This is a genomic window from Sphingopyxis sp. (genome assembly GCF_051861155.1).
GTDB lineage: Bacteria > Pseudomonadota > Alphaproteobacteria > Sphingomonadales > Sphingomonadaceae > Sphingopyxis.
The window spans coordinates 105,419-130,331 of record NZ_JBHYDE010000008.1; the positions used below are offsets into that span (position 1 = coordinate 105,419).

18 protein-coding genes and 1 tRNA gene are annotated in these 24,913 nt (G+C 66.4%); 11 read left to right on the forward strand and 8 right to left on the reverse strand.

Features of this window, described 5'->3' with window-relative positions:
- Positions 1–137: 137 nt before the first annotated feature.
- The 3 genes from ACTIFP_RS14880 to ACTIFP_RS14890 are packed head-to-tail and all read right to left on the reverse strand — an operon-like array spanning position 138 to position 2,224.
- Positions 138–878, reverse strand: a complete 741-nt coding sequence (locus tag ACTIFP_RS14880) for a thioredoxin domain-containing protein (RefSeq protein WP_439569487.1) — start codon at positions 876–878, stop codon at positions 138–140.
- Between the two features lie 36 nt (positions 879–914).
- Positions 915–1,631 carry a thioredoxin domain-containing protein gene (locus ACTIFP_RS14885; protein WP_439569488.1) on the reverse strand — a complete coding sequence of 239 codons (717 nt, stop codon included), beginning with the start codon at positions 1,629–1,631 and terminating at the stop codon, positions 915–917.
- 17 nt (positions 1,632–1,648) lie between these two features.
- The gene (locus tag ACTIFP_RS14890; RefSeq protein ID WP_439569489.1) at positions 1,649–2,224 is read right to left on the reverse strand and encodes a DUF721 domain-containing protein; all 576 of its coding nucleotides are present in this window, start codon (positions 2,222–2,224) and stop codon (positions 1,649–1,651) included.
- Positions 2,225–2,250: 26 nt separating this feature from the next.
- Between ACTIFP_RS14890 and ACTIFP_RS14895 the strand changes: the two genes are divergently transcribed.
- From ACTIFP_RS14895 to nudC, 3 genes are read left to right on the forward strand one after another with little or no spacing between them, the layout of a single operon-like run.
- Positions 2,251–3,303 carry an A/G-specific adenine glycosylase gene (locus ACTIFP_RS14895; protein WP_439569490.1) on the forward strand — a complete coding sequence of 351 codons (1,053 nt, stop codon included), beginning with the start codon at positions 2,251–2,253 and terminating at the stop codon, positions 3,301–3,303.
- On the forward strand, positions 3,300–4,586 hold the full coding sequence (locus ACTIFP_RS14900; RefSeq protein WP_439569491.1) for a serine hydrolase domain-containing protein: 1,287 nt from the start codon (positions 3,300–3,302) through the stop codon (positions 4,584–4,586). Before ACTIFP_RS14895 ends, ACTIFP_RS14900 begins: the two co-directional genes overlap by 4 nt.
- Positions 4,586–5,455, forward strand: a complete 870-nt coding sequence (gene nudC, locus ACTIFP_RS14905) for an NAD(+) diphosphatase (protein WP_439569492.1) — start codon at positions 4,586–4,588, stop codon at positions 5,453–5,455. The genes ACTIFP_RS14900 and nudC overlap by 1 nt, the downstream gene beginning before the upstream one ends.
- 38 nt (positions 5,456–5,493) lie before the next feature.
- On the opposite strand, the gene ACTIFP_RS14910 is transcribed toward nudC, so the two are convergent.
- The 3 genes from ACTIFP_RS14910 to ACTIFP_RS14920 all read right to left on the reverse strand — a co-directional run bounded on the left by ACTIFP_RS14910 (position 5,494) and on the right by ACTIFP_RS14920 (position 8,174).
- Positions 5,494–5,916 carry a DUF2497 domain-containing protein gene (locus ACTIFP_RS14910; RefSeq protein ID WP_439569493.1) on the reverse strand — a complete coding sequence of 141 codons (423 nt, stop codon included), beginning with the start codon at positions 5,914–5,916 and terminating at the stop codon, positions 5,494–5,496.
- 77 nt (positions 5,917–5,993) lie between these two features.
- The gene (locus ACTIFP_RS14915) at positions 5,994–7,475 is read right to left on the reverse strand and encodes a TolC family outer membrane protein (protein ID WP_439569564.1); all 1,482 of its coding nucleotides are present in this window, start codon (positions 7,473–7,475) and stop codon (positions 5,994–5,996) included.
- Between the two features lie 36 nt (positions 7,476–7,511).
- Positions 7,512–8,174: a protein-L-isoaspartate O-methyltransferase family protein gene (locus ACTIFP_RS14920; RefSeq protein ID WP_439569494.1), complete on the reverse strand. Its 663-nt coding sequence runs from the start codon at positions 8,172–8,174 to the stop codon at positions 7,512–7,514.
- 251 nt (positions 8,175–8,425) lie between these two features.
- Here ACTIFP_RS14920 and ACTIFP_RS14925 point away from each other — a divergent pair.
- The 5 genes from ACTIFP_RS14925 to ACTIFP_RS14945 all read left to right on the forward strand — a co-directional run bounded on the left by ACTIFP_RS14925 (position 8,426) and on the right by ACTIFP_RS14945 (position 15,659).
- Positions 8,426–8,499: transfer RNA gene (locus ACTIFP_RS14925), tRNA-Cys, on the forward strand.
- Between the two features lie 90 nt (positions 8,500–8,589).
- Complete coding sequence (locus ACTIFP_RS14930) at positions 8,590–9,213, forward strand: TetR/AcrR family transcriptional regulator (RefSeq protein WP_439569495.1); 624 nt, start codon at positions 8,590–8,592, stop codon at positions 9,211–9,213.
- 384 nt (positions 9,214–9,597) lie between these two features.
- Positions 9,598–10,869: an efflux RND transporter periplasmic adaptor subunit gene (locus ACTIFP_RS14935; RefSeq protein ID WP_439569496.1), complete on the forward strand. Its 1,272-nt coding sequence runs from the start codon at positions 9,598–9,600 to the stop codon at positions 10,867–10,869.
- A gap of 177 nt (positions 10,870–11,046) precedes the next feature.
- Positions 11,047–14,238 carry an efflux RND transporter permease subunit gene (locus tag ACTIFP_RS14940; protein ID WP_439569497.1) on the forward strand — a complete coding sequence of 1,064 codons (3,192 nt, stop codon included), beginning with the start codon at positions 11,047–11,049 and terminating at the stop codon, positions 14,236–14,238.
- Between the two features lie 11 nt (positions 14,239–14,249).
- Entirely contained in the window at positions 14,250–15,659 is a 1,410-nt protein-coding gene (locus tag ACTIFP_RS14945; RefSeq protein ID WP_439569498.1) for an efflux transporter outer membrane subunit, read from the forward strand.
- On the opposite strand, the gene ACTIFP_RS14950 is transcribed toward ACTIFP_RS14945, so the two are convergent.
- A complete protein-coding gene (locus ACTIFP_RS14950) occupies positions 15,656–17,164 on the reverse strand; it encodes an MFS transporter (protein WP_439569499.1) in 1,509 nt (502 codons plus the stop codon). The two genes, ACTIFP_RS14945 and ACTIFP_RS14950, sit on opposite strands and share 4 nt — an antisense overlap.
- A gap of 136 nt (positions 17,165–17,300) precedes the next feature.
- The gene (locus ACTIFP_RS14955; protein WP_439569500.1) at positions 17,301–18,335 is read right to left on the reverse strand and encodes a LacI family DNA-binding transcriptional regulator; all 1,035 of its coding nucleotides are present in this window, start codon (positions 18,333–18,335) and stop codon (positions 17,301–17,303) included.
- A gap of 320 nt (positions 18,336–18,655) precedes the next feature.
- Here ACTIFP_RS14955 and ACTIFP_RS14960 point away from each other — a divergent pair, with 320 nt between their 5' ends.
- The 3 genes from ACTIFP_RS14960 to ACTIFP_RS14970 all read left to right on the forward strand — a co-directional run bounded on the left by ACTIFP_RS14960 (position 18,656) and on the right by ACTIFP_RS14970 (position 24,875).
- A complete protein-coding gene (locus ACTIFP_RS14960; protein ID WP_439569501.1) occupies positions 18,656–21,493 on the forward strand; it encodes a TonB-dependent receptor in 2,838 nt (945 codons plus the stop codon).
- Positions 21,494–21,573: 80 nt separating this feature from the next.
- Positions 21,574–23,076 (forward strand): tryptophan halogenase family protein, encoded by a 1,503-nt coding sequence (locus tag ACTIFP_RS14965; RefSeq protein WP_439569502.1) that lies wholly within the window; start codon positions 21,574–21,576, stop codon positions 23,074–23,076.
- Positions 23,073–24,875, forward strand: coding sequence for an alpha-amylase family glycosyl hydrolase (locus ACTIFP_RS14970; protein WP_439569503.1), 1,803 nt, complete (start codon positions 23,073–23,075; stop codon positions 24,873–24,875). Before ACTIFP_RS14965 ends, ACTIFP_RS14970 begins: the two co-directional genes overlap by 4 nt.
- Positions 24,876–24,913: the final 38 nt, after the last annotated feature.

Below are 24,913 nucleotides of genomic sequence, written 5' to 3' on the forward strand. Positions count from 1 at the left end.
CGGCCCCGTGCAGATCGTCGAATCGCGGATGTTGCAACGCTGGTGTCACATATCCCCCCAAGCAGCCGTCATGCCGCGCGGGCGGGGGAGTCGCAAGGCCTTTAGCCCCTCCCCTTCAGGGGAGGGCGCTCCAAGCGTCAGCGCGCGCCCATCGTGCGCAGGCGGTCGCGCAGCGGGCCCCAAGCGGCGATACCTTCGGCGACCTGACCGTTGATGACGAAGGTCGGGGTGCCGGTGATCTGATGTTTCTCGACCCCGGCGTTGGTGCCCTTTTCGATCGCCGAGACATTGTCGACCTTGCTCAGGCACTGCTGGATCGTCGCCGCCGGAACACCGCGCTGCTGGTAAAATTGATCGATGCCCCAGCCCTTTGCAAGTGCGGTGAAGCGCTGTTCGGGGGGCAGCTGCATCGCTGCTTCGATCCCGGGCTGCGGCTTTTGCGCCCCGGCGATAAACGCCTCATGCTCGAGGAAGGTCGCATCGGCGAGCGGGAAGAAGCGGTCGGGGCCCGTGCATTTGACGATCGCCCCGGCGATCGCGTCGACCGGGTGCAGCATGAACGGGGTCAGCTTGTACGACACGCGGCCGGTATCGACGAAGTCGCGCTTCAGCTCCTCGTGCGAATCCTTGGCGAACTGCGCACAATGGCCGCAGGTGAAGGCGCCGAATTCTTCGAGTTTGATCGGCGCTTCGGGGTTGCCCATCACGACGCCATCGCCGTCGAAGCTGACGACCTGCGACCAGCTCTTGCCCGCCGGTGCCGTCACCTTGGCGACGACATCCTGTTCCTTGGTTGTGTCGCTGGCACCGCCGCCGCAACCGGCAAGCGCCACTGCGCCGAGCGAAGACAAAAGGGCGATACGAAGCGATGCGGTCATGATGTACTGTTCTCCGGAAACAAGATGGGCAGGCTTTTACGATCCCTTGATCGCGAGGTCGAGTTTCGATTTGAGCGCGGGCCACGCCGTCACTTCGGCGTTGCGCCCGTTGACGAAAAAGGTCGGGGTGCCGGCGACGCGATCGGCGCCGCGCGCGATGTTGGTCATGCCGGTGAGTTCGGCCTGGGCGACCTCGCTGTCGAGCGCGGCGTCGAGCTGTGCCTGGGTGTAACCACGCGCGCGCATCAGCGCGGCGAGCCCGGTGTCGGCGGCAATCTTGCGCGCGCGCTGGGCGGTGGTGCCTTCGAACCAGCTTTTCGCCTGCGCGTCGGTCGCGTTCTTCACTTTGGCCATCCAGATGTCGAAAGCGGTGAAAATCGCCTGATGGTTGCGCGCGAACGCGGCTGGGCCGCCGCAGCGCGCGAGCAGCGCCGCGGTCATGTCGACGGGGTCACGCACCAGATTGCGATATTCGAACAGCACCAGCCCGCGGTCGATATATTGCGTCTTGAGCGGCGCCGACCCTAGTTTGGCGAAATCGGCACAGACGTGACAGGTGTAGCTGAAATATTCGACCAGCCGGACCTTGGCGGCCGGGTTGCCAACGACATGCGCGCCGATCGAACTGGTGGTCACGGTCGACGACCATAGCCCGGGTTTGGCGGGGGTCGCGGCGAGCAGGGTCAGCGCGGCGCCCGACAGCGCGAGGACCGCGGTGCGGCGATCGAGCGGGGAATCGTCAAATGCGGACATTTGCAGCGGCTCTTTCTTCAACTGATCCGGGGAAGTTTGGGCGCGGCGGCCAGCCCCGACGCCATGCGTTCGAGCACGGTGCGCAGTTCCGGGTCGCCGATGTCGCGCAGACTATCCCCCAGTTCGGCGGGTACGGGTTTCAGCATTGCGGGCGGCTGAACGGGCGCCGCCGGGGTGATCTGCCCGTGCGTCATGCGAACCTGCGCGACCGCGGCATAGCCGAAGAAGCGGTTGACCGCGGCGATGATGTCGGGCGCGACATGTTGCAGCATCGGGGCGTGTGCGCCGCTGATCGTCAGGTGCAGCGTGCCGCCCGCCTTGGCACCGACGGGAAAGCGGATCATCGCGGGCTGAGTGACGTCGGCGAGCCGGTCGCCGACGATCTCGCGCCAGCGGCTGACCACCGAGCTCTGGATAAAGCCGAATTTGCGAAAAGCGGCGCGGCCGATTTCGGGAACCAGGTCGGAAATCGCGCGCGCCTCGCCGCCGCGCGGGCGTTCATAGACGCGCGGCGCGGGCTTGGCGGGCTTTTTCGCTCCGCCTTTCGCCTTGGCCTTTTTGGCCGGCCCGTCGTCTCCCGCGTCTTTCGTCATCGCCGGTGCCATGCCATAGCCGAGGGGTGAGCGTCCAGACTTCCGGCATCGATCAGAATATCGCGCGCGACTTCGCTGGCCGCCTGCTGGCGTGGTACGACCGTGCCGCGCGGGTGCTGGCGTGGCGGATCGCGCCGGGCAGCGACGCGGTGCCCGATCCCTATCGTATCTGGCTGGCCGAGGTCATGCTGCAACAGACGACCGTGGCGGCGGTCACGGGCTATTTCGCGCGCTTCACTACCCGCTGGCCGACGGTCGCCGATCTGGCGGCGGCGGATGATGCGGACGTGATGGCCGCTTGGGCGGGGCTGGGCTATTATGCCCGCGCCCGCAATCTGCTGGCGTGCGCGCGGGCGGTGGTCGCGGATCATGGCGGGCGCTTTCCCGATAGCGAAGCCGCGCTGCGCGCGCTGCCCGGGATCGGCGATTATACCGCGGCGTCGGTTGCAGCGATCGCCTTTGGCCGCCCGGCGGTTGTGATCGATGCCAATATCGAGCGCGTGATCGCGCGCCACCGCCTGATCGAAACCCCGCTGCCGCTGGCCAAGCGCGAGATTCGCGCTGCCTTGACGCCGTTGGTGCCGCCGGACCGCCCGGGCGATTTTGCGCAGGCGCTGATGGATCTGGGCGCGACCATCTGTACCCCGCGCAGCCCTGCCTGCGCGATCTGCCCGCTAACGAACGATTGCCGCGCGCGCGGACGGCCCGACATCGATCGCCTGCCGGTCAAGCCGCCCAAAAAGGCGAAGCCGCATCGCCACGGGCTGGCGCACTGGATTGAACGCGATGCCCGGGTCTGGCTCGTCCGCCGCCCCACCAAAGGCATGCTCGGCGGAATGCGCGCGCTGCCGGGGGGCGACTGGACCGATGCGCGTCCAACCGAGTCGGGCATCGCTGAGGTCGATCATGGCTTCACCCATTTCGACCTGACGCTGAAGCTGGTTCACCGCGAAGCTCTTCCGGAAAACGGCGATGCCGCAGCGGAAGGCGAATGGTGGCCGATCTCGGACCTTGACGCGGCGGGGCTGCCGACGCTCTATCGCAGGCTGGTCGATAAGATGCTGGAGAAATTGGCATGAACATGATGGTTTCGCGCCGGGCGCTGCTCGGCGGCCTGGCGCTGGGCGGTGGTGCCGCGCTGCTGCCGCGCGCCGCCTTCGCGTGGAAAGACAGCGGGGCACAGCTTTATCCCGCGACCCACGCGTTCATCAAAGGCTTCGTCGATCGCCGCGAACTCGCCGGCACCCTCGCCGCGATCGGCAAGGGTCAGGGCGCCGCCGAATTTTTCGGCGCCGGGGTGCAATCGCTGGGCGATGCGGTGCCCGTCGGCCCCGACACTTTGTGGCGGCTCTATTCGATGACCAAGCCGGTCACCGGCATCGCCGCGATGTTGCTGATCGAAGACGGCAAGATGAAACTCGACCAGCCGATCGCCGATTTCCTGCCCGCTTATGCCAAGATGCAGGTGCAGAACACGCCCGACGGGTCGATCACCGACTTGCGCCCGGCCAGGACCGCAATCACCGTGCGCCACCTGCTCACCCACACCGCGGGGCTGGGCTACAACATCATGCAAAAGGGGCCGATCAAAAAGGCTTACGATGACGCCGGCATCGTCGGCGGCCAGGCGAGCCGCTTGCCGATCCCCGGCATGGCGCCGGTCACCGCGGCGCCCAGCCTGGCGGTGATGGCCGACCGGCTCGCGGCGCTGCCGCTGGTGTACGAACCCGGCACCAAATGGAGCTATTCGATCAGCCTCGACCTGCTCGGCCGGGTGATCGAGGTCGCATCGGGCCAGCCCTTCGACGCGTTCCTGAAAGCGCGGCTGTTTGATCCGCTGGGCATGACGAGCACCGGCTTCGTGGTCGGCGCGAAGGATGTCGGGCGCTTCACGACCAACTATGCCCCTTATGGCGGCGCGCTGATCCCCTTCGATCCCGCGACCAGCTCAATCTACCTCGACCCGCCGCCCTATCCGTTCGGCGGCGGCGGGCTGGTGTCGAGCGCGCGCGATTACGACCGCTTCCTCGCCATGCTGCTGGGTGAGGGCGCGACCGGTGGGAAACGCGTGATGAAGGCCGACACCGCGCGGCTCGCGATGTCGAACCTGCTCGCCGACAGCGTCGACCGCAAAGGGACGTTTATCGACGGGCAGGGCTTTGGCGCCGGGGGCCGCGTGTCGCTGCCCTCGTCGCCGGGCGGCGAGGGCGCTTTCGGCTGGGCGGGCGCCGCGGGGACCATCGGTTTTGTCCATCGCGGTCTCGGCTATCGCGCCGCGGCCTATGCGCAATATATGCCCTCGGGCGCGGTGCCGTTTCAGGAGAAGTTCGGCGAGACCTTTTTCAAGGATGTCGTCGCCTGATGCCGCTGCCGTTGGGGTTCACGGGGGCGTGGCTCGACCGCGCCGATCAGCTGCGCAGCAATGCGGACGGCTTTGCCGCCGCCGCCGCAGACCCGCGCGCACGTTGCCTGGCGCTCGACGGGATCGATTTTGTGCCGGGTGAGGGCGGCGGGCTGTGCTGGGAGGCGCTCGACCCCGCCGACGACCGCGCGTTGCTCCTGCTCGGCCTCGACGCCGCCGGAATCCCGCATTTCGTTCGTGAAGCCGCGTCCGGGGGGCGGATCGACGCGCGCTCGCGCACCGTCATGCGCCTGCTGCCGTTGCTGTCAGGCGAAGAAACGGCGCTCTACGGCGGCGCGCGCAGCCTGGTCGACTGGCACGCGCGGCATCGCTTTTGCGCGGTGTGCGGCACGCCGACGGCGGTGTTCCGGGCCGGCTGGGGGCGGCGCTGCGGCAGCTGCAACGCCGAACATTTTCCGCGCGTCGATCCGGTCGTCATCATGCTCGCCGAATGCGACGGGCGCGTGCTGGTCGGGCGGCAAGGCGGCTTTCCGCCGGGCTTCTTCTCGGCGCTGGCAGGGTTTGTCGAACCCGGCGAATCGCTGGAGGAAGCGGTAGCGCGCGAATTGTTCGAGGAAGCGGGCATCCGCGTGTCGGACGTGACTTATGTGGCGAGCCAGCCGTGGCCCTTTCCCTCGTCGCTGATGATCGGGTGCCGCGCGGTTACGACCGATCCGGCGCTGACCCTCGATACCACCGAGATCGAGGCGGCGATGTGGGTCGATAGGGCCGAAGTACGCGCCGCGCTGGCGGGCGACATGGGCGCGCCGTTCCTGGCGCCGCCGCCGCTGGCGATCGCGCGTTATTTGCTCGAGGATTGGATTAGGTAATTTCCCCCATCGCCGCGCGACAGGGAGGATCGGGGAGGTTAGAGCCTGCGCCCGGTAATCCGGCTGATTTCCTTGGCGACCATCGCCTCGACCAGCGTTGGCAGGTTGGCGTCGAGCCAGTCTTTCAGCATCGGGCGCAGCGCGTCGAGCACGACATCTTCCATCGTGCGGCCCGCAGCGGCAGGCGCCGCAACCGTCGCGGCAGCAACGGCGGGTGCGATAGCGGCGGTCAAGGCGTCGAGCGACTGGCGCGCCGCATCGGCGCTGGCTTCGGACACCAGTTCGTCGGCCGTGGGCGCGGCTTCGGCGTCGTCATCTTCTTCGTCGTGCAGGTCGAGAATGTCTTCGGCGATGGCGGGCGTGATTTCGCGCGCCGCGCCGGGGGCTTCGTCGCGTGCGATCACGCGCCTGATCGACGACAAGATATCTTCCATCGACGGTTCCCGCGACATATCGCCCATAACCAACCCCCTAAACCACCGCGATTACCGGATGGTTAACGCTGCTCTTACCGATTTGAGGCGGGTTTTGCCAAGCTTTATTGTCGCGGCAACGCGGGCGGGCCGACCGGAACGCTGGCGGTTGCCGCGGGGACGCGGCGCGTGTCGGTCGCCTGCTGCTGCGGCGCCGGGTCGTCGGCCCAGTCCCAGATCTGGCCCTTGACGCGGTTGTAATTGACCTCGGGATCATAGAGCGCGCCGCCCTCGATCCCCAGATCGCGCGCTTCGGCCTTGCCCATCGCGGCGAGCACCGAGAAAGCCGCGACATAGGAATTGCGCTGCGCCGACACCAGTTGGACCTGGGTGTTCAGATATTCCTGCTCGGCGTTCAAAATGTCGAGGATCGACCGCGTGCCGACGCTGTTTTCGGCGCGCACGCCCTCCAGCGACAGCCCGTTGGCGCTCACCGCTTGCTGCGTCGCGGCGATGATCTGTTGATTCGCTTGCCACGCGGCATAGGCGCCGCGGGTCTGGGCGATCACGCTGCGTTCGACCTCGACATAATTTTCGATCGCCTGGCTGGTGCGCGACTGTGCCTGGCGCACCTGCGCCGACGGGCGGCCGCCCTGAAAGATCGGGATCGTCAGCGACAGCCCGGCCGAAGCGCTTTTCGTCGTATTTTCCGATGTCGGATCGTTCACCGAATTCAGATTATTGTTGTACCCGGCGCCGCTGCTCGCCGACAATTTGGGTAGTCGTCCGGCGCGCGCGACGCCGATGTCGGCGCGGCTGGCGCTGACCAACTGGTTCGCCGCCTCGATGTCGGGGTTGCTGGTCAGCGCGATCGCGACCGCTTCGTCGGGCGAGGCGGGCAGGTTCGGCAGCTGCGGCGGCTGTTCCAGGTCGACCGGGGCATCGCCGACCAGCCGGACATAGGATTCGCGGCTGGCGATCAGATTCGCCTCGGCGGTGCGCAAATCGCCCTCGGCGAGCGCGAGCCGCGCCTCCGACTGCGCGACGTCGGTGCGCGTCAGGTCGCCGATTTCGAACCGGTCGCTCGTCGCCTGCAAATTGGTGCGCAGCACCGCGACATTCTTCTGGTTCAGCTGGACGATCGCCTGGTCGCGGATGACGTCCATATAGGCGCCGACGGTCTGCGAAAAAATGCTCGCCTCGGTCGCGCGCAGGTCGGCCTGACCCGCCTCGACGCGAAACTTGGCGGCCTTGACCGCGTTGCGCACCGCGCCGCCCTGATAGATCGGCACCGACACTTGTCCGCCGACGCTGACGAAGCGCTTGGGCGAGAAAAAGCTGTTGCCGGGCAGCACCAGATTTTCCTGATAATCGACCCCGACGCCGACGTTCGGCAGCCCGCCCGATTTCTGGATCGGGACATTTTCGTCGTTCGCGCGCTGTCCGGCGCGCGCCGCGGTCAGCGTCGGGTTGTTTTCATAGGCTTTCGCCAGCGCATCCTGCAGCGTTTCGGCATGCGCCGCGGACGACAGCGTCAAGGCGCCGACGGCCAGACCGGCGAGCCAGCGCGCGCGGGGGAGAGGCCGTTTCTTATCGGTATCGAGCATCGTCATGTCAGCCTGAAACAAGGAGGGGAGTGGCTTTTAGAATGTGAAGCCCGCCGGGGCGGCAAAACCGGGCAGCGGCGCGGCGTCCATGTCGGCAAAGCTGCGCAGCGGCACCGCGCCGCCGGCCTTGACCCCCTGGACCAGCCGCGTCACCGCGCCTTCGCGGCGTGCCGCGACCAGGCGGCCACCCTCGGCCAACTGCGCCGCCAGCGCGTCCGGCAGCGTTTCGATCGCGCCGTCGACGATGATGCGGTCGAACGGCGCGGCGCCGGGCGCCCCGGCGTTCAGCGGCCCGGCGACCCAGTGGATGTCGGCGTCGGCGGTTGCGGCTTGCGCGATCGCCATCAACTCGGCCTGTTCCTCGACCGCATGGACTTCGGCGCCGAGCCGCGACAGCAGCGCCGCGGTGTAGCCGGTCGCGCCGCCGACCAGCAGCACGCGCATGCCGGGGCGGATTGCTGCGGCCACAAGCATGCGGCCGGTGACCAGCGGCGCGTTGAGGGCGCGGCCGTGGCCCAGCGCGATCGCGCGGTCCATATAGGCGACGCTCGCTAGATGGGCGGGCACATGCGCCTCGCGCGGCACCGCCGCCATGGCGCCGACCACCGCCGCGTCGATGACGTCGTTGGTGCGCAGCTGGCTGTCGATCATGGCAGAGCGCATGTCCGCCGCGGTGATTTCGCTAAACTTGGTCGCCATCAGCCTTTTTCCGATTCCCTGGGGGCATGAACCTGTGCGGGGCAGCTCTAGCCCAACCTACGCTGTATTGCAATAGTAATACAGCCTTTGCCCGCTAAGACGCGCATAGCGGGCAACGCCGGTGCCGCCAACCCCGCATCATGGGGGCCAGTCGGCGTGCAGCCGAATCCTTGACAAGGCGGCGAAACCCCCTCACTAGCGGCGCCGTCCAACACCCGGCCCATCCCCCAGGATGCGGCAATTTGGCATGAGGCCCGATGGCGGAGTGGTGACGCAGCGGACTGCAAATCCGTGCACGCCGGTTCGATTCCGGCTCGGGCCTCCACCGATTGACGAAATGGCATTCTTTTCACGGTCAAGGCCGTTTCCGGCGCCACTGGACATTTGCCGCCGCCTCACTTATATACCAGCCGTTATGGAAATCGAAGCTGCCATTGCCCCCGCTGCACCGCATAAGGGCCGCCCGCGCGAGTTTTGCGTCGATGCCGCGCTTGCGGCGGCGCTGCGCGTGTTCTGGTCGAAGGGGTATGAGGGCGCGTCGATGGCCGACCTCACCGATGCGATGGGGATTACCAAGCCCAGCCTTTACGCCGCGTTCGGCAACAAGGAAGCGCTCTTCAACAAGGCGCTCGACCTCTATGAACGCGAAAAGACCGATTATATGCGCGCCGCGCTTGATGCGCCGACTGCGCGCGGGGTGGCCGAGCGGCTGATGCACGGCGCGCTCGACATGTACAGCTGCCCCGAAAATCCGAACGGGTGTCTGGGCGTGATCAGCTCGGTCGCCTGTGGGGCCGAGGCCGAGTGCATTCGCGACGCGGTCGTCGCGCGCGGCGCCGCGGCGAAGCTGGCGATGCTCGATCGGTTCGCGCGGGCCAAGGACGAGGGTGATTTTCCGCCCGACACCGACCCCGATGGTCTCGCGCAATTTCTGATCGCGGTGAACCAGGGCATGGCGGTGCAGGCCGGCGCGGGCGCCACGCGCGCCGAGCTGGAGCGGCTCGTCGAAACCAGCCTGAAGCTGTGGCCGGGGCGCTAGTAGAAAATTTTTACTGCCCGGTACAGAATGCGCTTGACGCAGCGCAACAAGATATATATACCACTTAGTATATAAAGAATGGTTCTCCCCCCGGGCCGGTCGCCGCGTGACAATGATCATGTGGCGACCGGAACCCCCAACATAGAATATTGTCCGGGAGCGGGCCTTGCTCCGGTCGGCGTCTGACTGCGTTCGCCCGCAAGATATAACAGGGATCGGCGCGCGCATCGGCATGCGGGGCGCCGGACGGATGGCCGTCCTCTTCGCAGAGGGCCGTCCAGCCATGAGGATAATTGAAGTCATCCGCGGGAAGCATGCTTTCCGCGCTGCGCACCGCTGCGCCTTGCGCGCAGCCGACCGAATTGAACAGAAGAGGGCACCCGAATGACCGTCCACACCCCGATCGAAAAGCTCGACCCCGCCGATGCGACGGTTCGCCGCGAACTCAAGACATTGCTCCATCCCGCGCGCAGCCGGCGTAACGCCTGGATCGCCGCGTTTCTGGTGCTGATCGTCGGCGCTTGGTGGCTGCTGCGCGATGGTCCGCCGCAGGCGGCCGCCGCGCCCGCGCCGGTGCTGACCGTCGCAGCGCCGATCGCGCGCGACGTGACCCTGTGGGACGACTATATCGGCCGTTTCGAAGCCTCTAAGGCGGTCGAGGTGCGCCCGCGCGTCTCGGGCGCGATCACCGCAATCCACTTCACCGACGGCCAGATCGTCCGCCGGGGCCAGCCGCTGTTCACAATCGACCCGCGCCCCTATCGCGCCGCGCTCGCCGAAGCGCGCGCATCGGCGGCGAGCGCGCGCAGCGACCTGGCGCTCGCGCGGCTCGAACTGGAACGCGCCGGGCGGCTCGTCGATGTCGAGGCGGTGTCGCAGAGCGAGATCGACCGGCTGCGCGCCCGCGTCAACGCCGCCTCGGCGGCGCTCGCCGGTGCCGACGCCCGCATCGCAGCACGCTCGCTCGACGTCGAATTCACCGTTGTGCGCGCCCCGATGGGCGGGCGCATCTCCGACCGCCAGATCGATGCCGGCAACCTGGTGTCGGCGGGCGATGCCGGAGGGACTTTGCTCACCACGATCAACGCGTTGGACCCGATCTACTTCAGCTTCCAGGGCTCCGAAGCGCTGTTCCTGAAGGCCAAGCGGGCCGCGGCCGAAAAGGGCGCGACGGTCGAGGTCCGGCTGCAGGATGAAAGCGATTATCGCTGGAAGGGCCAGCTCGACTTTACCGACAATGGCCTTGACCCGCGTTCGGGCACGATCCGCGCCCGCGCGCGCTTCGCCAACCCTGAAATGTTCCTGACCCCCGGCATGTTCGGCAACATGCGCCTGTCGACCGGGCAGACGACGCGCGCGTTGCTGATCCCCGCCGCGGCGGTGCAGACCGACCAGGCGCGCAAGATCGTCTATGTCGTCGGCAAGGATGGGACGGTCGCCGCAAAGCCGGTCGAGGTCGGTCCAGAAGTCGACGGCCTCAGCGTCATTCGCTCGGGGCTGGCGCCGACCGATCAGGTCGTCATCAACGGCTATCAGTTCGCGCGGCCCGGAACCAAGGCGGTGACCAAGGCGGGCAAGATCGCCGCTTCAACGCCCCCCAAGGGTGCGGCCGCCGCGGCCGAACCGGTGTCGGCACAGGCGACGTTTGCAAAATAGAGTTCGTCATCCCGGCCCTTCGACTGCCTTGGCAGGCGTTCAGGATAAACTTCAGCCGGTGGCTGAAGGCCGGGAGCTCAAGGGTGCGCTGGTCTGCTGACGTCGAGATCCCGGCCTGCGCCGGGATGACGGCAGTGCTCGCGTTCCGAAGGTCAATTTCCAGTCAGGGGCTCTCCCATGCGCCTATCCCGCTTTTTCATCGACCGCCCGATCTTTGCCGCGGTGCTCGCCGTCATCATCACCATCGTCGGCGCGGTCGCCTATATCGGCCTGCCGGTGTCGCAATATCCCGACATTGTCCCGCCGACGGTGACCGTGTCGGCCAATTACCCCGGCGCGTCGGCCGAAACGGTCGCCGACACGGTGGCGGCGCCGATCGAGCAGGAAATCAACGGCGTCGACAATATGCTCTATATGAGCAGCCAGTCGACCGGCGACGGCGTCGTCACGATCACCGTGACCTTCAAGATCGGCACCGACCTCGACGCCGCGCAGGTGCTGGTGCAGAACCGCGTTGCGATCGCGACCCCGCGTCTGCCCGAAACGGTGCAGCGCCTCGGCGTCGTGACGCGCAAGACGTCGCCCGACTTCCTGATGGTGGTGAACCTCGTGTCACCCGACAAGTCGCTCGATCGCGCCTATATCTCCAACTATGCGCTGACCCAGCTCCGCGATCGCCTGTCGCGCATCGACGGCGTTGGCGACGTGCGGCTGTTCGGTGCGCGTGACTATGCGATGCGCGTGTGGATCGACCCCGGCCGCGCCGCCGCGCTCGACCTGACCGCGGGCGAGATCGTCACCGCGCTGCGGCGCGAAAATGTGCAGGTCGCCGCGGGCTCGCTTGGCCAGCCGCCGCATGCCAATGGCAGCAGCTTCCAGCTGAGCGTCGAAACGCAGGGCCGCCTGACCGACCCCAAGGATTTCGCCAATATCGTTATCCGCACCGATGCCGACGGGCGGCAGGTCCGCGTGTCGGACGTCGCGCGCGTCGAACTGGGTGCATCGGACTATAATTCGAACACCTATTTGTCGGGCGATCCGACGGTCATTCTCGCGACCTTCCAGCGCCCGGGTTCGAACGCGCTCGCCGCGGCGCAGGCGGTCGAAGCCGAAATGGCGGCGGCGTCGAAAAGCTTCCCCAAGGGCCTCGAATATCGCGTCATCTATAACCCCACCGAGTTTATCGCCCAGTCGATCGACGCGGTGATGGAGACGTTGTTCGAAGCGGTCATCCTCGTCGTCATCGTGATCCTCGTGTTCCTGCAGAAATGGCGCGCGGCGATCATTCCGGTGCTCGCGATCCCGGTTTCCTTGATCGGGACCTTCGTGGTGCTCGCGGCGTTCGGCTACAGCCTCAACAATTTGTCGCTGTTCGGGCTGGTGCTCGCGATCGGCATCGTCGTCGATGACGCGATCGTGGTGGTCGAGAATGTCGAACGCAATCTCGAAAAGGGCATGAGCGCGCTGGAAGCCGCGCGCACCTCGATGGACGAGGTGTCGGGGGCGCTCGTGGCGATCGTGCTCGTGCTCTGCGCCGTGTTCGTGCCGACCCTGTTCCTGACTGGCCTGTCGGGTGCATTCTATCAACAGTTCGCGGTGACAATCTCGACCGCGACGATCATCTCGCTCGTCCTGTCGCTCACCCTGTCGCCCGCACTCGCGGCGATCCTGCTTAAGCCGCACGCCCCGCGCCAGGATGAGGGTTGGCTGATGCAGCGCATCCACCGCGCGGGTGACAGCTTCAATCGCAATTTCGAGAAGATGAGCGATGGCTATGCGCGCCTGACCGACCGGCTGGTGCGCGCGCCGAAAAAGATGATGGTCACCTATGCCGCGCTGATCGCCGCGACCGCGGGCCTGTTCTGGGCGACGCCGACCGGCTTCATCCCCGCGCAGGATCAGGGCTATTTCCTCGTCGTCGCCAAGCTGCCCTCGGGCGCTTCGGTCGAACGCACCGACGCGGTGCTGAAGAAGGTCGCAGGCCGCGTGCTGCCGATCGAGGGTGTCCTCGGCTCGGTGATGCTCGCGGGCTTCGACGGCCCGTCGCAGACGCTCGCGCCGAACTCGGCTGCCGCTTATTTCCCGCTCAAATCGTTCGAGGAGCGCGGGAAGCTCGGGGTCAATTTCGAGGACATCATGAATCAGGCGCGCGCCAACACGGCAGATATTACCGAGGCGCAGATCGTCATCATCCCGCCGCCGCTGATCCAGGGGATCGGCTCGGCGGGCGGATACCGGATGATCGTGCAGGATCGCGGCGGGAACGGTTATGCGGCGCTCGCGAACGAGACGAACAATCTGATCGGCAAGGCGAACCAGACCCCGGGTCTCGCGAACGTCTTCACCTTCTTCGATCCGACCAACCCGCGCGTTTTCGCGGACATCGACCGGGCGAAGGCGAATGCGCTCGGCGTCCCGCCCGAGCGCGTGTTCGAGGCGCTGCAGGTCTATCTCGGCTCGGCGTTCGTCAACGACTTCAACCTGCTCGGCCGCACCTATCGCGTCACCGCGCAGGCCGACGCGCCCTATCGCCAGACCGTCGCCGATATCGCGAACCTGCGGACGCGGTCCGATTCGGGCGCGATGGTGCCGATCGGGTCGGTTGCCAATTTTGAGGACCGCACCGGGCCGTATCGCGTCACGCGCTACAATTTGTTCCCCGCGGTCGAGATCGACGGCGACACCGCTCCGGGTTCATCCTCGGGCGCATCGCTGACGACGATGGAAAAGCTTGCGGCGGACTCGCTGCCCGCGGGTTACGGCACCGAATGGACGGGCATCGCCTTCCAGCAGAAGGCGGCGGCGAACACCGCGGGTATCGTTTTTGCGCTCGCGGTGGTCTTCGTCTTCCTGGTGTTGGCCGCACAATATGAAAGCCTGATGCTGCCACTGACGATCATCTTCATCGTGCCGATGTGTCTGCTCGCGGCGATGGTCGGGGTGAATTTGCGCGGCATGGACAATAATGTGCTGACGCAGATCGGGCTGGTCGTGCTCATTGCGCTCGCCGCGAAGAATGCGATCCTGATCGTCGAATTCGCCAAGCAGGCCGAGGAAGAAGACGGCTTGTCGCCGATCGAAGCCGCGGTGCGTGCCGCGCGCGACCGTTTGCGCCCGATCCTGATGACCAGCTTTGCCTTCATCCTCGGCGCCGTGCCGTTGCTGATCGCGAGCGGGGCAGGGGCGGAGCTGCGCCAGGCGCTTGGCACCGCGGTTTTCTTCGGCATGCTAGGCGTGACGGCGTTCGGCCTCATCTTCACCCCGACCTTCTACGTCGTCGCCCGCGCGCTCAGCCAATGGTCGGCCGGGCGGCGCGCGCGGCGCGGGCCAGACGACCACGGGGCCGCGCTGCCGGTCCCGGCGGAATAAGGAACAAGAATATGATCCTCCGCAATATCCTCACCGCCGCCTCGGCGCTGGCGCTTGCCGCCTGCGCGGTCGGCCCCAACTATGCCGAGCCCAAGTCGGCGTCGGCGCCCGTCGCCACCGGACCGTTCGTATCGGCGAACAGCCCCGCGGTGACCCTCGCGCCGGTCGCAGCCGACTGGTGGCGGCTTTATGACGATCCCGTCCTCGACGGGCTCGTCGGCGATGCGCTTGCCAACAACACCGACGTCCGCGTTGCGGTCGCGAACATCGCCCGGGCCCGTGCATCACTGCGCGGCGCGCGCGCGGACCGGCTGCCGCAGGGCGAGATCGGCGCCGGTGCCAATTACGGCCGCAGCCCCGAAGGCCAGCGCCTGCCGGGTGCGGATCGCGAGGACTGGGCGGTCGATGTCGGGCTCAACGTTTCGTACGAGGTCGACCTGTTCGGCCGTGTCAGCCGCTCGATCGAGGCGGCGCGCGGCGATGCTGCCGCGGCCGAAGCCAATGCCGATGCGGTGCGCGTGATCGTCGCCGCCGACACGACGCAGGCCTATGCCGACGCCGCTTCGGGCGCCGCGCGGCTCGACGTCGCGCGGCGCATCGTCGGCCTGCTCGACCAGCAGGTGAAGCTCACCGAACGCCGCAAAGAGGTCGGGATGGCGACGGGGCTCGACCTCGCGCGCATCACGACGCTCCGCGACCAGCGCTCGGCCGACATTCCTTCCATCGAGGCCGAGCGGCAGGCGGCGTTGTTCCGCCTCGCGACTCTGACCGGTCGTGCCCCCGCTGCGCTCCCCCCCATCGCGGCGGACCGCAACATCAGCCTCGAAATCACCGACCCCATCCCGGTCGGTGATGGGGCGGCGCTCTTGAAGCGCCGTCCCGACATTCGCGCCGCCGAGCGCCGCCTCGCCGCCGACACCGCGCGCATCGGCGTCGCGACGGCGGATCTTTATCCGCGCATCACGCTCGGTGGTTCGGCTGGATCGACCGGTTCGGGCTTTGGCGATGTGTTCGGCGGCGGGCCGATCCGCTGGCTGCTCGGGCCGTTGCTCAACTGGGCCTTCCCCAATCAGGAACCGGCGCGGGCGCGAATCGCGGCGGCCGAGGCGGATACGCAGGCGTCGCTCGCCGAGTTCGACGGCGCGGTGCTGCGCGCGCTCGAGGAAACCGAAACCGCGCTGTCGTCCTACGCGCGCGCCCTCGAACAGCGGCAGGCGTTGCGTGCCGCGCGCGATCAGGCCGAACGGGCGGCGCGGATCGTGCGCGTCAAACGGCAGGAGGGCGCCTCGGATTCGCTCGAATGGCTCGACGCCGAACGCACCTTTGCCGAGGCCGAGGCGGTGCTCGCGGCGCAGGACGGCCAGATTTCGCGCCGCCAGATCGCGCTGTTCCGCGCCCTCGCAGGCGGCTGGTCGAGCTAGGCGGCCAGTCCGCCCTTTGGCATCAGCGGTACGACGCGCAGCATCGCGAGCGCCGCGAGCAGCAGCGTCGCCGCCGCAAACGCCATGGTATAGATCGGCTCGCCGGGAAAAAACGCCTGCATGATCGATCCCATGATCGTCGCGACGAGCAATTGCGGCACGACGACGAAGACGTTGAACAGCCCCATGTAAATGCCGAGCTTCGCCTGCGGCAGGCTGTAGGCGAGCATCGCATAGGGCATCGCCAGCACCGACGCCCAGAAGATGCCGATGAAAATCTCGCTGACGATCAGCTGGGTTGGGTCGCGCAGCAGGAAAAAGCTGCCAAAGCCGATCGCGCCGCAGACCAGCCCGGCGATGTGGGTGCGCGCCTGCCCGATCCGCGCCGACAGCCACGGCAGCAAGGTGAGGGCGGCGATCGCGGCGACGCCGTTGTAAATCGCAAACAGTTCCCCGACCCAGTTCGCGCCCGTCTGATACGCCGCCGACGCCGGGTCGGTGGTGCCATAATGATATTGGGTGACCACCGGCGTCGTGTTGATCCACATGATGAACAGAGCCGACCAGCTGAAGAATTGCACCAGCGCCAGCCGCTTCATCAGCGGCGGCATACCCGCGAAATCGCCGACGATGCTCGACAGCATATTCTTGTCATTCCCCCCGCGTGCCAGCGCGATGGCAAGCATGCTGGCGAGCCCATAGCCGATCAGCAGCGCGCCAAGCAGCAGCACCTCGCGCAGCAGCGCGAACTGCATCTGGATGGCGACGACCGCCCCGCCCGCGGCGATCCAGAGTAGGCTGGTCGCATAGCTGTGCGAGGCGAGGGCGCGGATCGCGGGGGCTTCGGCCGCCGCATCGCGCTCGGCAAAGGCCGTCATCTGGGCAGGGTCATATTCGCGCGTCGTGACGACGGTCCACAGCACCGACAGGAACAGCGCGAGACCGCCGAACCAGAAGGCATATTTGACCGTATCGGGAATCTGCCCCGGCGGCGCGACATTGGCGACCCCAATCGCGTCCATCAGGGTTGGAAACAGCGATCCGACGACCGCCCCCGCGCCGATGAACGCGGTCTGCACCGCATAGCCCGCGCTATGCTGGTCACGGCGCAGCATGTCGCCGACAAAGGCGCGGAACGGCTCCATCGAGATGTTGAGCGAGGCGTCGAGAATCCACAGCATCATCGCCGCGAACCAGATTGCCGGGCTTTCGGGCATCACGAACAAGGCAATCGCGGCGAGAATCGCGCCGGCGAGAAAATAAGGACGGCGGCGCCCGAGCCGACCAAGCCAGGTCTTGTCGCTCAAATGGCCGATGATCGGCTGGACGAGCAAGCCGGTCAGCGGCGCCGCGACCCACAGCCCGGGGAGTTTTTCAATATCCTCGCCCAGCGACTGAAAGATGCGGCTCATATTCGCATTTTGCAGCGCAAAGCCGATCTGGATGCCGAAAAAGCCGAAGCTGATGTTCCAAAGGCCGGCAAAGCCCTGCCGCGGCTTGTCCATGTGTCTCTCCCCATGGCCGCATTGGCGGCTCTTGTCGGCGCGGAGGATTGCAGGGCGGGTGGGGGAGGGCAAGGTGTCGGTGCTGGTTATACGAATGCGTAGTTTAAGCCTCTCCCCTTCAGGGGAGGCGGCATTGTCAAACCGCCGTGCTCTGCCGCTCGATCAGCCGCGCGGGTAGCATCGTGCGTTCGACCGGGCGGTCGTCGATCCGCGCCAGCAGCGCATCGACGAGCAGCGTCCCGGCGCCCTTCATGTCCTGCATCACCGTGGTCAGCGTCGGCGAGGTCAGGCTGGCGGCGGGGATGTCGTCGAAGCCGATGATCGCGACGTCGTGCGGCAGGCGAAGACCCGCCTCGGCCAGCGCGCGCATCGCGCCGATCGCGATCAGGTCGCTCGCCGCGAAGATCGCATCGAACGGCTGGCCGCCGGCGAGCAGCGATTTTGCGGCGGCATAGCCCGAATCCTCCGACGACACCGCGTCGCGTTGCAGCGCCGGGTCGGGTACTGCGCCCGCGGCCCGCATCGCGCGGCACAGCCCGGTGTAGCGGTCCTGAAACTCGGGCGCATGGTCCGACGCGTCACCCAGGAATGCGATCCGCCGCCGCCCGATCGCGATCAGATGCGCGCCCGCCTGTTCGCCCGCCCCGACATTGTCCGAACCGACGGTCAGTCCGATGCCGTCGTCGGACACCGACCCCCAGCGCACGAATTTCGTCCCCATCTCGACCAGATGCTCAAGCTTGGTGAGGTACAGCTGGTAATCGCCATAGCCCAGGAGGATGATCCCGTCGGACCGGTGGCTGTCCTGATAGGCGACGTGCCAGTCGTTGTGCATCTGTTGGAAACTGATCAGCAGGTCGTAACCGCGCAGCGCGCATTCGCGGGTGATCGAGCCCAGCATCGACAGGAAAAAGGGGTTGATCATCGATTCGTCGGGCGTCGGATCCTCGAAGAACAGCAGCGCCAGCGTGTGGGTGCGCTGCGAGCGCAGGCTGGAGGCGTTTTTATCGACGGTGTAGTTGAGCTCGCGCGCGATGCGTTCGATGTTGGCGCGGGTCGCGGCGCTGACCGATTTGCCGCCGCGCAGCGCACGCGACACAGTCGGTTGCGACACCCCCGCCAGATAGGCGATGTCGAAACTCGTCGGTTTGGCCGAGGGCTGGCGCCCCATCTATTTCTCCCGGGTGCGGCGGCCTTGGCGTGGGTCGCTGCTGCGGGGCAGCCTAGCGGCTGGGCCGGGCGCTGCCAAGAAATTGCATGGCGCCAGAGGCAAGGGTGTCGGCGGCGAAAAGCGTGACATTTCGGCGACAGGCGGCGCGGCCGCATAATATGCGTATACGTATACCCTATGGCCGTCCCCGCCGATTGGCTCCAATTGCTAGGCCGCGATGGGAAAACCCACGCGTCGATGAGAGGATGCCGCGCGGCGCGATTGCCGCCCCCTTTTGTCGTCGCCTGGCCAAGCCGCCCGCCGCAGCAGGGGAGTTTAGCATGACCAAATCGACCAGTCTTCGCCGCGGGGCCAGCGCCATGGCGCTTGGCGTTGCCTTGACCGCATTGCTGCCGGCCGCCGCGTGGGCACAGGATGCCGACACCGCGCCCGCCGCCGAGGAAGGCGGCGCAGAAGGCAGTGAGGACGCGATCGTCGTCACCGGCTTTCGCGCCAGCTTGCAGAGCGCGGTGAACGCCAAGAAAACCCGCGACCAGGTGGTCGAATCGATCTCGGCCGAAGACATTGGCAAGCTGCCCGATGCGTCGATCGCCGAATCGATCGCGCGCCTGCCGGGGTTGACCTCGCAGCGTGTGTCGGGCCGCTCGAACTCGATCTCGATCCGCGGTTTCGCCCCCGATTTCTCGACGACATTGCTCAACGGCCGCGAACAGACCTCGACCGGCGACAACCGCGCGGTCGAATATGACCAATATCCGTCCGAAGTCGTCAACCAGGTGCTGGTTTACAAATCGCCGATGGCGTCGATCGTCGGCCAGGGCCTTTCGGGCACCGTCGATCTCAAGACGATCCGCCCGCTCGAATATGGCAAGCGCGTCATTTCGGTTGGCGGCCGCGGCACCTGGGCCGAAATCGGCAAGCTCAACGTCGGGTCGAAAAAATATGGCTACCGGGTCAACGGCACCTTCGTCGACCAGTTCGCCGACGACACGATCGGTATCGCGCTGTCGGCAAGCTATCTCGACGAACCTTATCAGATCCAGGAATTCAACGCCTGGGGCTATGCCGGCAATGGCACCCTCGCCAGCCCGGTCGTGCTCGGCGGTTCGAAATCCTATGCGACCTCGACCCAGCTGAAGCGGTTGGGGCTTCAGGGCACGCTGGAATGGGCGCCGACCCCCAATTTCACCTCGACCTTCGACGCTTTTTATTCGGATTTCAGCGACGACCAGATCAAGCGCGGCATCGAACTGCCGCTCGCCTTTGGCGGCGCCGGGGTGAACATCACCGACGTCGACGACAGCGGCGAATTCGTCTTTGCCCGCGCCGGCACCTTCACCAATGTCGAAGGCGTGGTGCGCAACGACGTGTTCGAACGCAATGCCAAGCTGTACAGCTTTGGCTGGAACAACCGCTGGCAGGGCGACGACGGTTGGAACGCCTATGCCGACATCAGCATGTCGAAAACCGACCGCAACGAACTGATCCTCGAAAGCAATTCGGGGACGGGTCGCGGCGCCGGGGTCGGCGCGCGGGACAGCATCGGGTTCACCAGCGACATCGACGGCACCTTTTTCCGTCCGACGCTCAACTATGGCGATTATAACCTCATTCAGTTGACCAGCCCGCTCGGCTGGGGCGGCGACCAGACCGGGGTCAACGGCGGGCGCATCCGCGGCGGCCAGGACGGTTACTACAACAACCGCATCATCGAGGATGAGCTATGGCAGTATCGCGTCGAGATCGAACGCGAGATGGAGGGCTTTCTGAAATCGGTGCAGTTCGGGGTCAATTACACGACCCGCACCAAGCAGCTGACCCCCGACGAAGCCTTTGTCGGGCTGACCGCCAACACCGACGGGCTGACCAGCCTGCCGGTACCGACGCAGTTCCGCCGCGGCACGACCGACCTTGCCTATCTCGGCCTCGGCCCCGTCATCAGCTACGATCCGCGCGACCTGCTCGCGGCTGGCATCTACACGCTGGTGCCGAACCCCTATGGCGATGTGGTGGTCAAGGCGTACAACGTCGCCGAAAAGCAGATGACCACCTATCTTCAGGCCAATATCGACCAGGAAATGGGGTCGTCGGTGCTGACCGGCAATTTCGGGGTGCAGGCGATCTTCACCGACCAGAATTCGAGCGGCGCCAGCGCGACCTTTGCGGGCACCAACCCCAACGGATCGCCGAATATCCAGGGCATTCCGCGCCGCGAAAGCACCGATTATATCGACGTGCTGCCCAGCCTGAACCTGTCGCTGCGCACCGCGAGCGACTTCGTGGTCCGCGTCAGCGTGGCGCGCGAAATCGTCCGACCGCGGCTCGACGACCTGCGCGCGACCTTGAGCTATGGCACCACGATCGGCGATCCGGGCGGCATGGTGTGCCCGACCGGGCGGACCTGCGCGGTGGTGCGCGGCGATTCGGGCAACCCCGACCTTCGCCCGTGGCGCGCCAATGCCGCCGATCTGACGCTGGAGAAATATTTCGGCTCGACGGGCTATCTCGCGGTGCAGTTCTTCTACAAGGATTTGAAGAGCTACATCTATAATCAGGCGATCCCGTTCGATTTCACCGGCTATCCGATCCAGGCGCCGGGCAACGACGCGGGCGGGCTGCCGATCATCGTCAATTACATGGGCACCGTGAACGCGCCGATCAACGGCGAGGGCGGCAAACTTTACGGCGCCGAACTGGCCGGCTCGTTGCCGTTCAGCACCTTCACTTCGGCGCTCGACGGCTTTGGGGTGACCGGGGGCGTATCCTATACCAAGACGAAGATCAGCCCGAACCCCGGCGCGCCCGCGGAAGACATCCCGGGCTATTCGAAATGGGTCGCCAACGGCACCGCCTATTTCGAAAAATGGGGCTTCAACGCCCGTGTCAGCGCGCGTTACCGGTCGAGCTTCATCGGCGAACTGTCGGGCTTCGGCGGGCAGCGGGTGCGGCGCCGGGCGCGGTCGGAAACGATCGTCGATGCGCAGCTGGGCTATGATTTCCAGCCGGGCAGTGCGCTCGAAGGGCTGTCGGTGTTTGTCCAGGGCCAGAACCTGACCAACGAACCGTTCGTGACCGACGATCCGCGCGATGCGCGCGCGGTGATCGATTACCAGACCTATGGCCGCCGCTACCTCGCGGGTGCCTCGTTCAAATTCTGAACCCTCCCACTCGTCGGGGCGGCCGGGTCGCGCCGCCCCGACAATTTGTTGTATGGCGAGGCAGAGGCGGGATCTGACCCTTGAGGCGATTGATCATCATCGGTGGCGGAACGGCGGGCTGGATGGCCGCGGCCTGCCTGCGCCGCTTCCTGCCGCAGGACTGGTCGCTGCAACTGGTCGAATCGGACGACATCGGCACCGTCGGGGTCGGCGAAGCGACGATCCCGCAGATCCGGCTGTTCAACCAGGCGCTCGGCATCGACGAGGATGAATTCCTCACCGCGACGCAGGGCACGATCAAGCTCGGCATCGAATTTTCCGACTGGACGCGCCCCGGGCATCGCTACATGCACGCCTTTGGCGCGATCGGCCGTGGGCTCGGGCTGCTCGAATTCCAGCATTATTGGTTGCGCGCGCGCCGCCTGGGCGCGGCGCAAAGCCTCGACCATTATTCGCTCAACGAACGTGCCGCGCGAGCGCGGCGGATGCAGCGCGGGGCGCCGCGCACCTCGCCGCATTTGCTCGAAATGCCCTATGCCTTTCATTTCGACGCCGGTCTCTACGCCGCCTATCTGCGCCGCCGCGCCGAGGCGAACGGGGTCGAACGCATCGAGGGGCGGGTCGCCGATGTCCGCCTCGACAGCGAAAACGGCGACGTCGCGGGGGTGACGCTTGCCGACGGGCGCGCCATCGACGGTGATTTCTTCATCGACTGTTCGGGCTTTCGCGGCCTGCTGATCGAAGGTGCCCTCGCAACCGGTTATGATGACTGGTCGCGCTGGCTGGCCAATGATCGCGCCGTCGCCGTCCCCTGCGCGCATGGCGACACGCCGCAGCTGCCGTGGACCGGCGCGACCGCGCGCGATGCCGGCTGGCAATGGCGCATCCCGCTCCAGCACCGCATCGGCAACGGCTATGTCTATTGCTCGGACCATATTTCGGACGACGACGCGCTCGCGACCCTGCTCGCCCATCTCGACGGCGCGCCGCAGGCCGAACCGAACCGGCTGCGCTTCACCAGCGGCAAACGCCGCCGGATGTGGAACCGCAATGTCGTTGCGCTCGGCCTCGCCAGCGGGTTCATGGAACCGCTCGAATCGACCAGCATCCATCTGGTCCAGGCGGGCATCTCGCGGCTGCTCAAGATGCTCCCAGCGGGGGTGAGCGACCCCGCCGTCGCCGCCGAGTTCAACCGCCAGAGCGATTTCGAATGGGAGCGCATCCGCGATTTCATCATCCTCCATTTCAAGGCCACCGAACGCCGCGACACCGGCTATTGGCGCGATCGCGCGGCGATGCCGATCCCCGATACGCTGGCGGCCAAGATCGAGCTGTTCCGCGCGCAGGGGCTGATTTTCCGCGAGCATGAGGAATTGTTCACCGAATCGGGCTGGCTGCAGGTGCTGGTCGGGCAGGGCATCGAACCGCGCGCCTGGCATCCGCTTGCGGATGGCATCGGCGAACAGGAGCTGGCTCAATATATGGCGGGCGTTTCGCTGATGATCGACCGCGAGGTGGCCGCGATGGAAAGCTATGACCGCTTCCTCGCCGCCACCCGCCCCACCGCTGGAGTCGCCGCATGATCCGCTATTTTGCCCCACTGGCGCTGTTGCTCGCGCCGCTGCCCGCACTCGCCGACGAAGCCGCGGTGCGCGCACGGCCCGCGAGTGACGAAGTCATCTATTTTGTCCTCCCCGACCGGTTCGAGAACGGCGACGCCGCGAACGACAAAGGCGGGCTGAAGGGCGACCGGCTAAAGACCGGCTATGATCCGACCGCCAAGGGCTTCTATCACGGCGGCGACCTCGCGGGGCTGACCAGGCGGCTCGACTATATCCAGGGACTGGGCGCGACCGCGATCTGGTTCGCGCCGGTGTTCAAGAACAAGCCGGTGCAGGGGCCAAAGGGCGACGAGAGCGCGGGCTATCACGGCTATTGGGTGACCGATTTTACCCGCGTCGATCCGCATTTCGGCAGCAACGCCGAATTCAAGGCTTTCGTCGATGCGGCGCACGCGCGCGGGATGAAGGTCTATATGGACATCATCACCAACCACACCGCCGACGTGATCCGTTACCGGGAAGGCGAGGCCGAAGCCTTTCGGTACCGCAGCCTCGCCGATTATCCCTTTTCGCGGCGCGGCGGGCTGAGCGGACCGGCGATCAATCCGGGCTTTGCGGGCGACCATGTCGCGGCGCCGGAAAATTGGGCGAAGCTAACCGACCCGGCTTTTGCCTACACCCCGGTCGTGCCGCAGGACGAGGCGGCGGTGAAGGTTCCGGCGTGGCTCAACGACCCGACCTATTATCACAACCGTGGCAATAGCGACTGGGTCGGCGAATCGGCGCTCTATGGCGATTTTTCGGGACTCGACGACCTCGCGACCGAAAACCCCCGCGTCGTGGCGGGGTTCATCGAAATCTACGGCCGCTGGATCGACGAATTCGGCATCGACGGCTTTCGCATCGACACCGCCAAGCATGTGAACCCCGAATTCTGGCAGGCGTTCGTCCCCGCGATGCAGGCGCGCGCGGCGGCGCGCGGCATCCCCAACTTCCACATCTTTGGCGAGGTGTATATCGACGGCGTCGATCCGGGCTCGCTCGCCGCCTACACCCACACCGCCGACCTTCCGGCGGTGCTCGACTTCAGCTTTGCGCGCGCCGCGATCGATACGATCAGCGGGACCAAGGGCACCGACCAGTTCGCGCGGCTGTTCGACGGCGATGTGCTCTACAAGGGCGGCGCGGATGCCGCGCTCCAGCTGCCGACCTTCCTCGGCAACCACGATATGGGGCGCTTCGCGATGTTCGTGAAGGCGGCGAACCCGGGCGCGAGCGATGCCGAGCTGCTGCAACGCGTGATGCTCGGGCACACTCTGATGCTCACCCTGCGCGGCGTGCCGACGATCTATTATGGCGACGAACAGGGGTTTATATCCGACGGCAATGACCAGCTGGCGCGCGAGAATATGTTCGCGTCAAAGGTCGCGGTGTATAACGACAATGATCTGATCGGCACCGACGCGACCACCGCGACCGCGAATTTCGACACCGCGCACCCGCTCTATCGCCATATCGCTGCACTCGCCGACATTCGCCGCCGCACCCCGGCGCTGATGCGCGGCGCCACCAAGCTGCGCGCCTTTTCGGACAAGCCGGGGCTGCTCGCGGTTTCGCGCTTTGACCCCGCGTCGGGGCGCGAGGTCGTGCTGGCCTATAATATGTCTGCAACGCAATTGTCGGCGACGATTGCCATCGATATGAAAAGCACGGTCTTTACCGCGCTCCATGGCGACTGCCCGGCCACGGCCGCGGCGCCGGGCAGCCTGTCTTTCTCCCTTCCCCCCTTCGGCGCCATCATCTGCCAGGCCAGCGAATAACCGGAACCCCAGCGTGACGACCAATCCCTCCCTTGTCC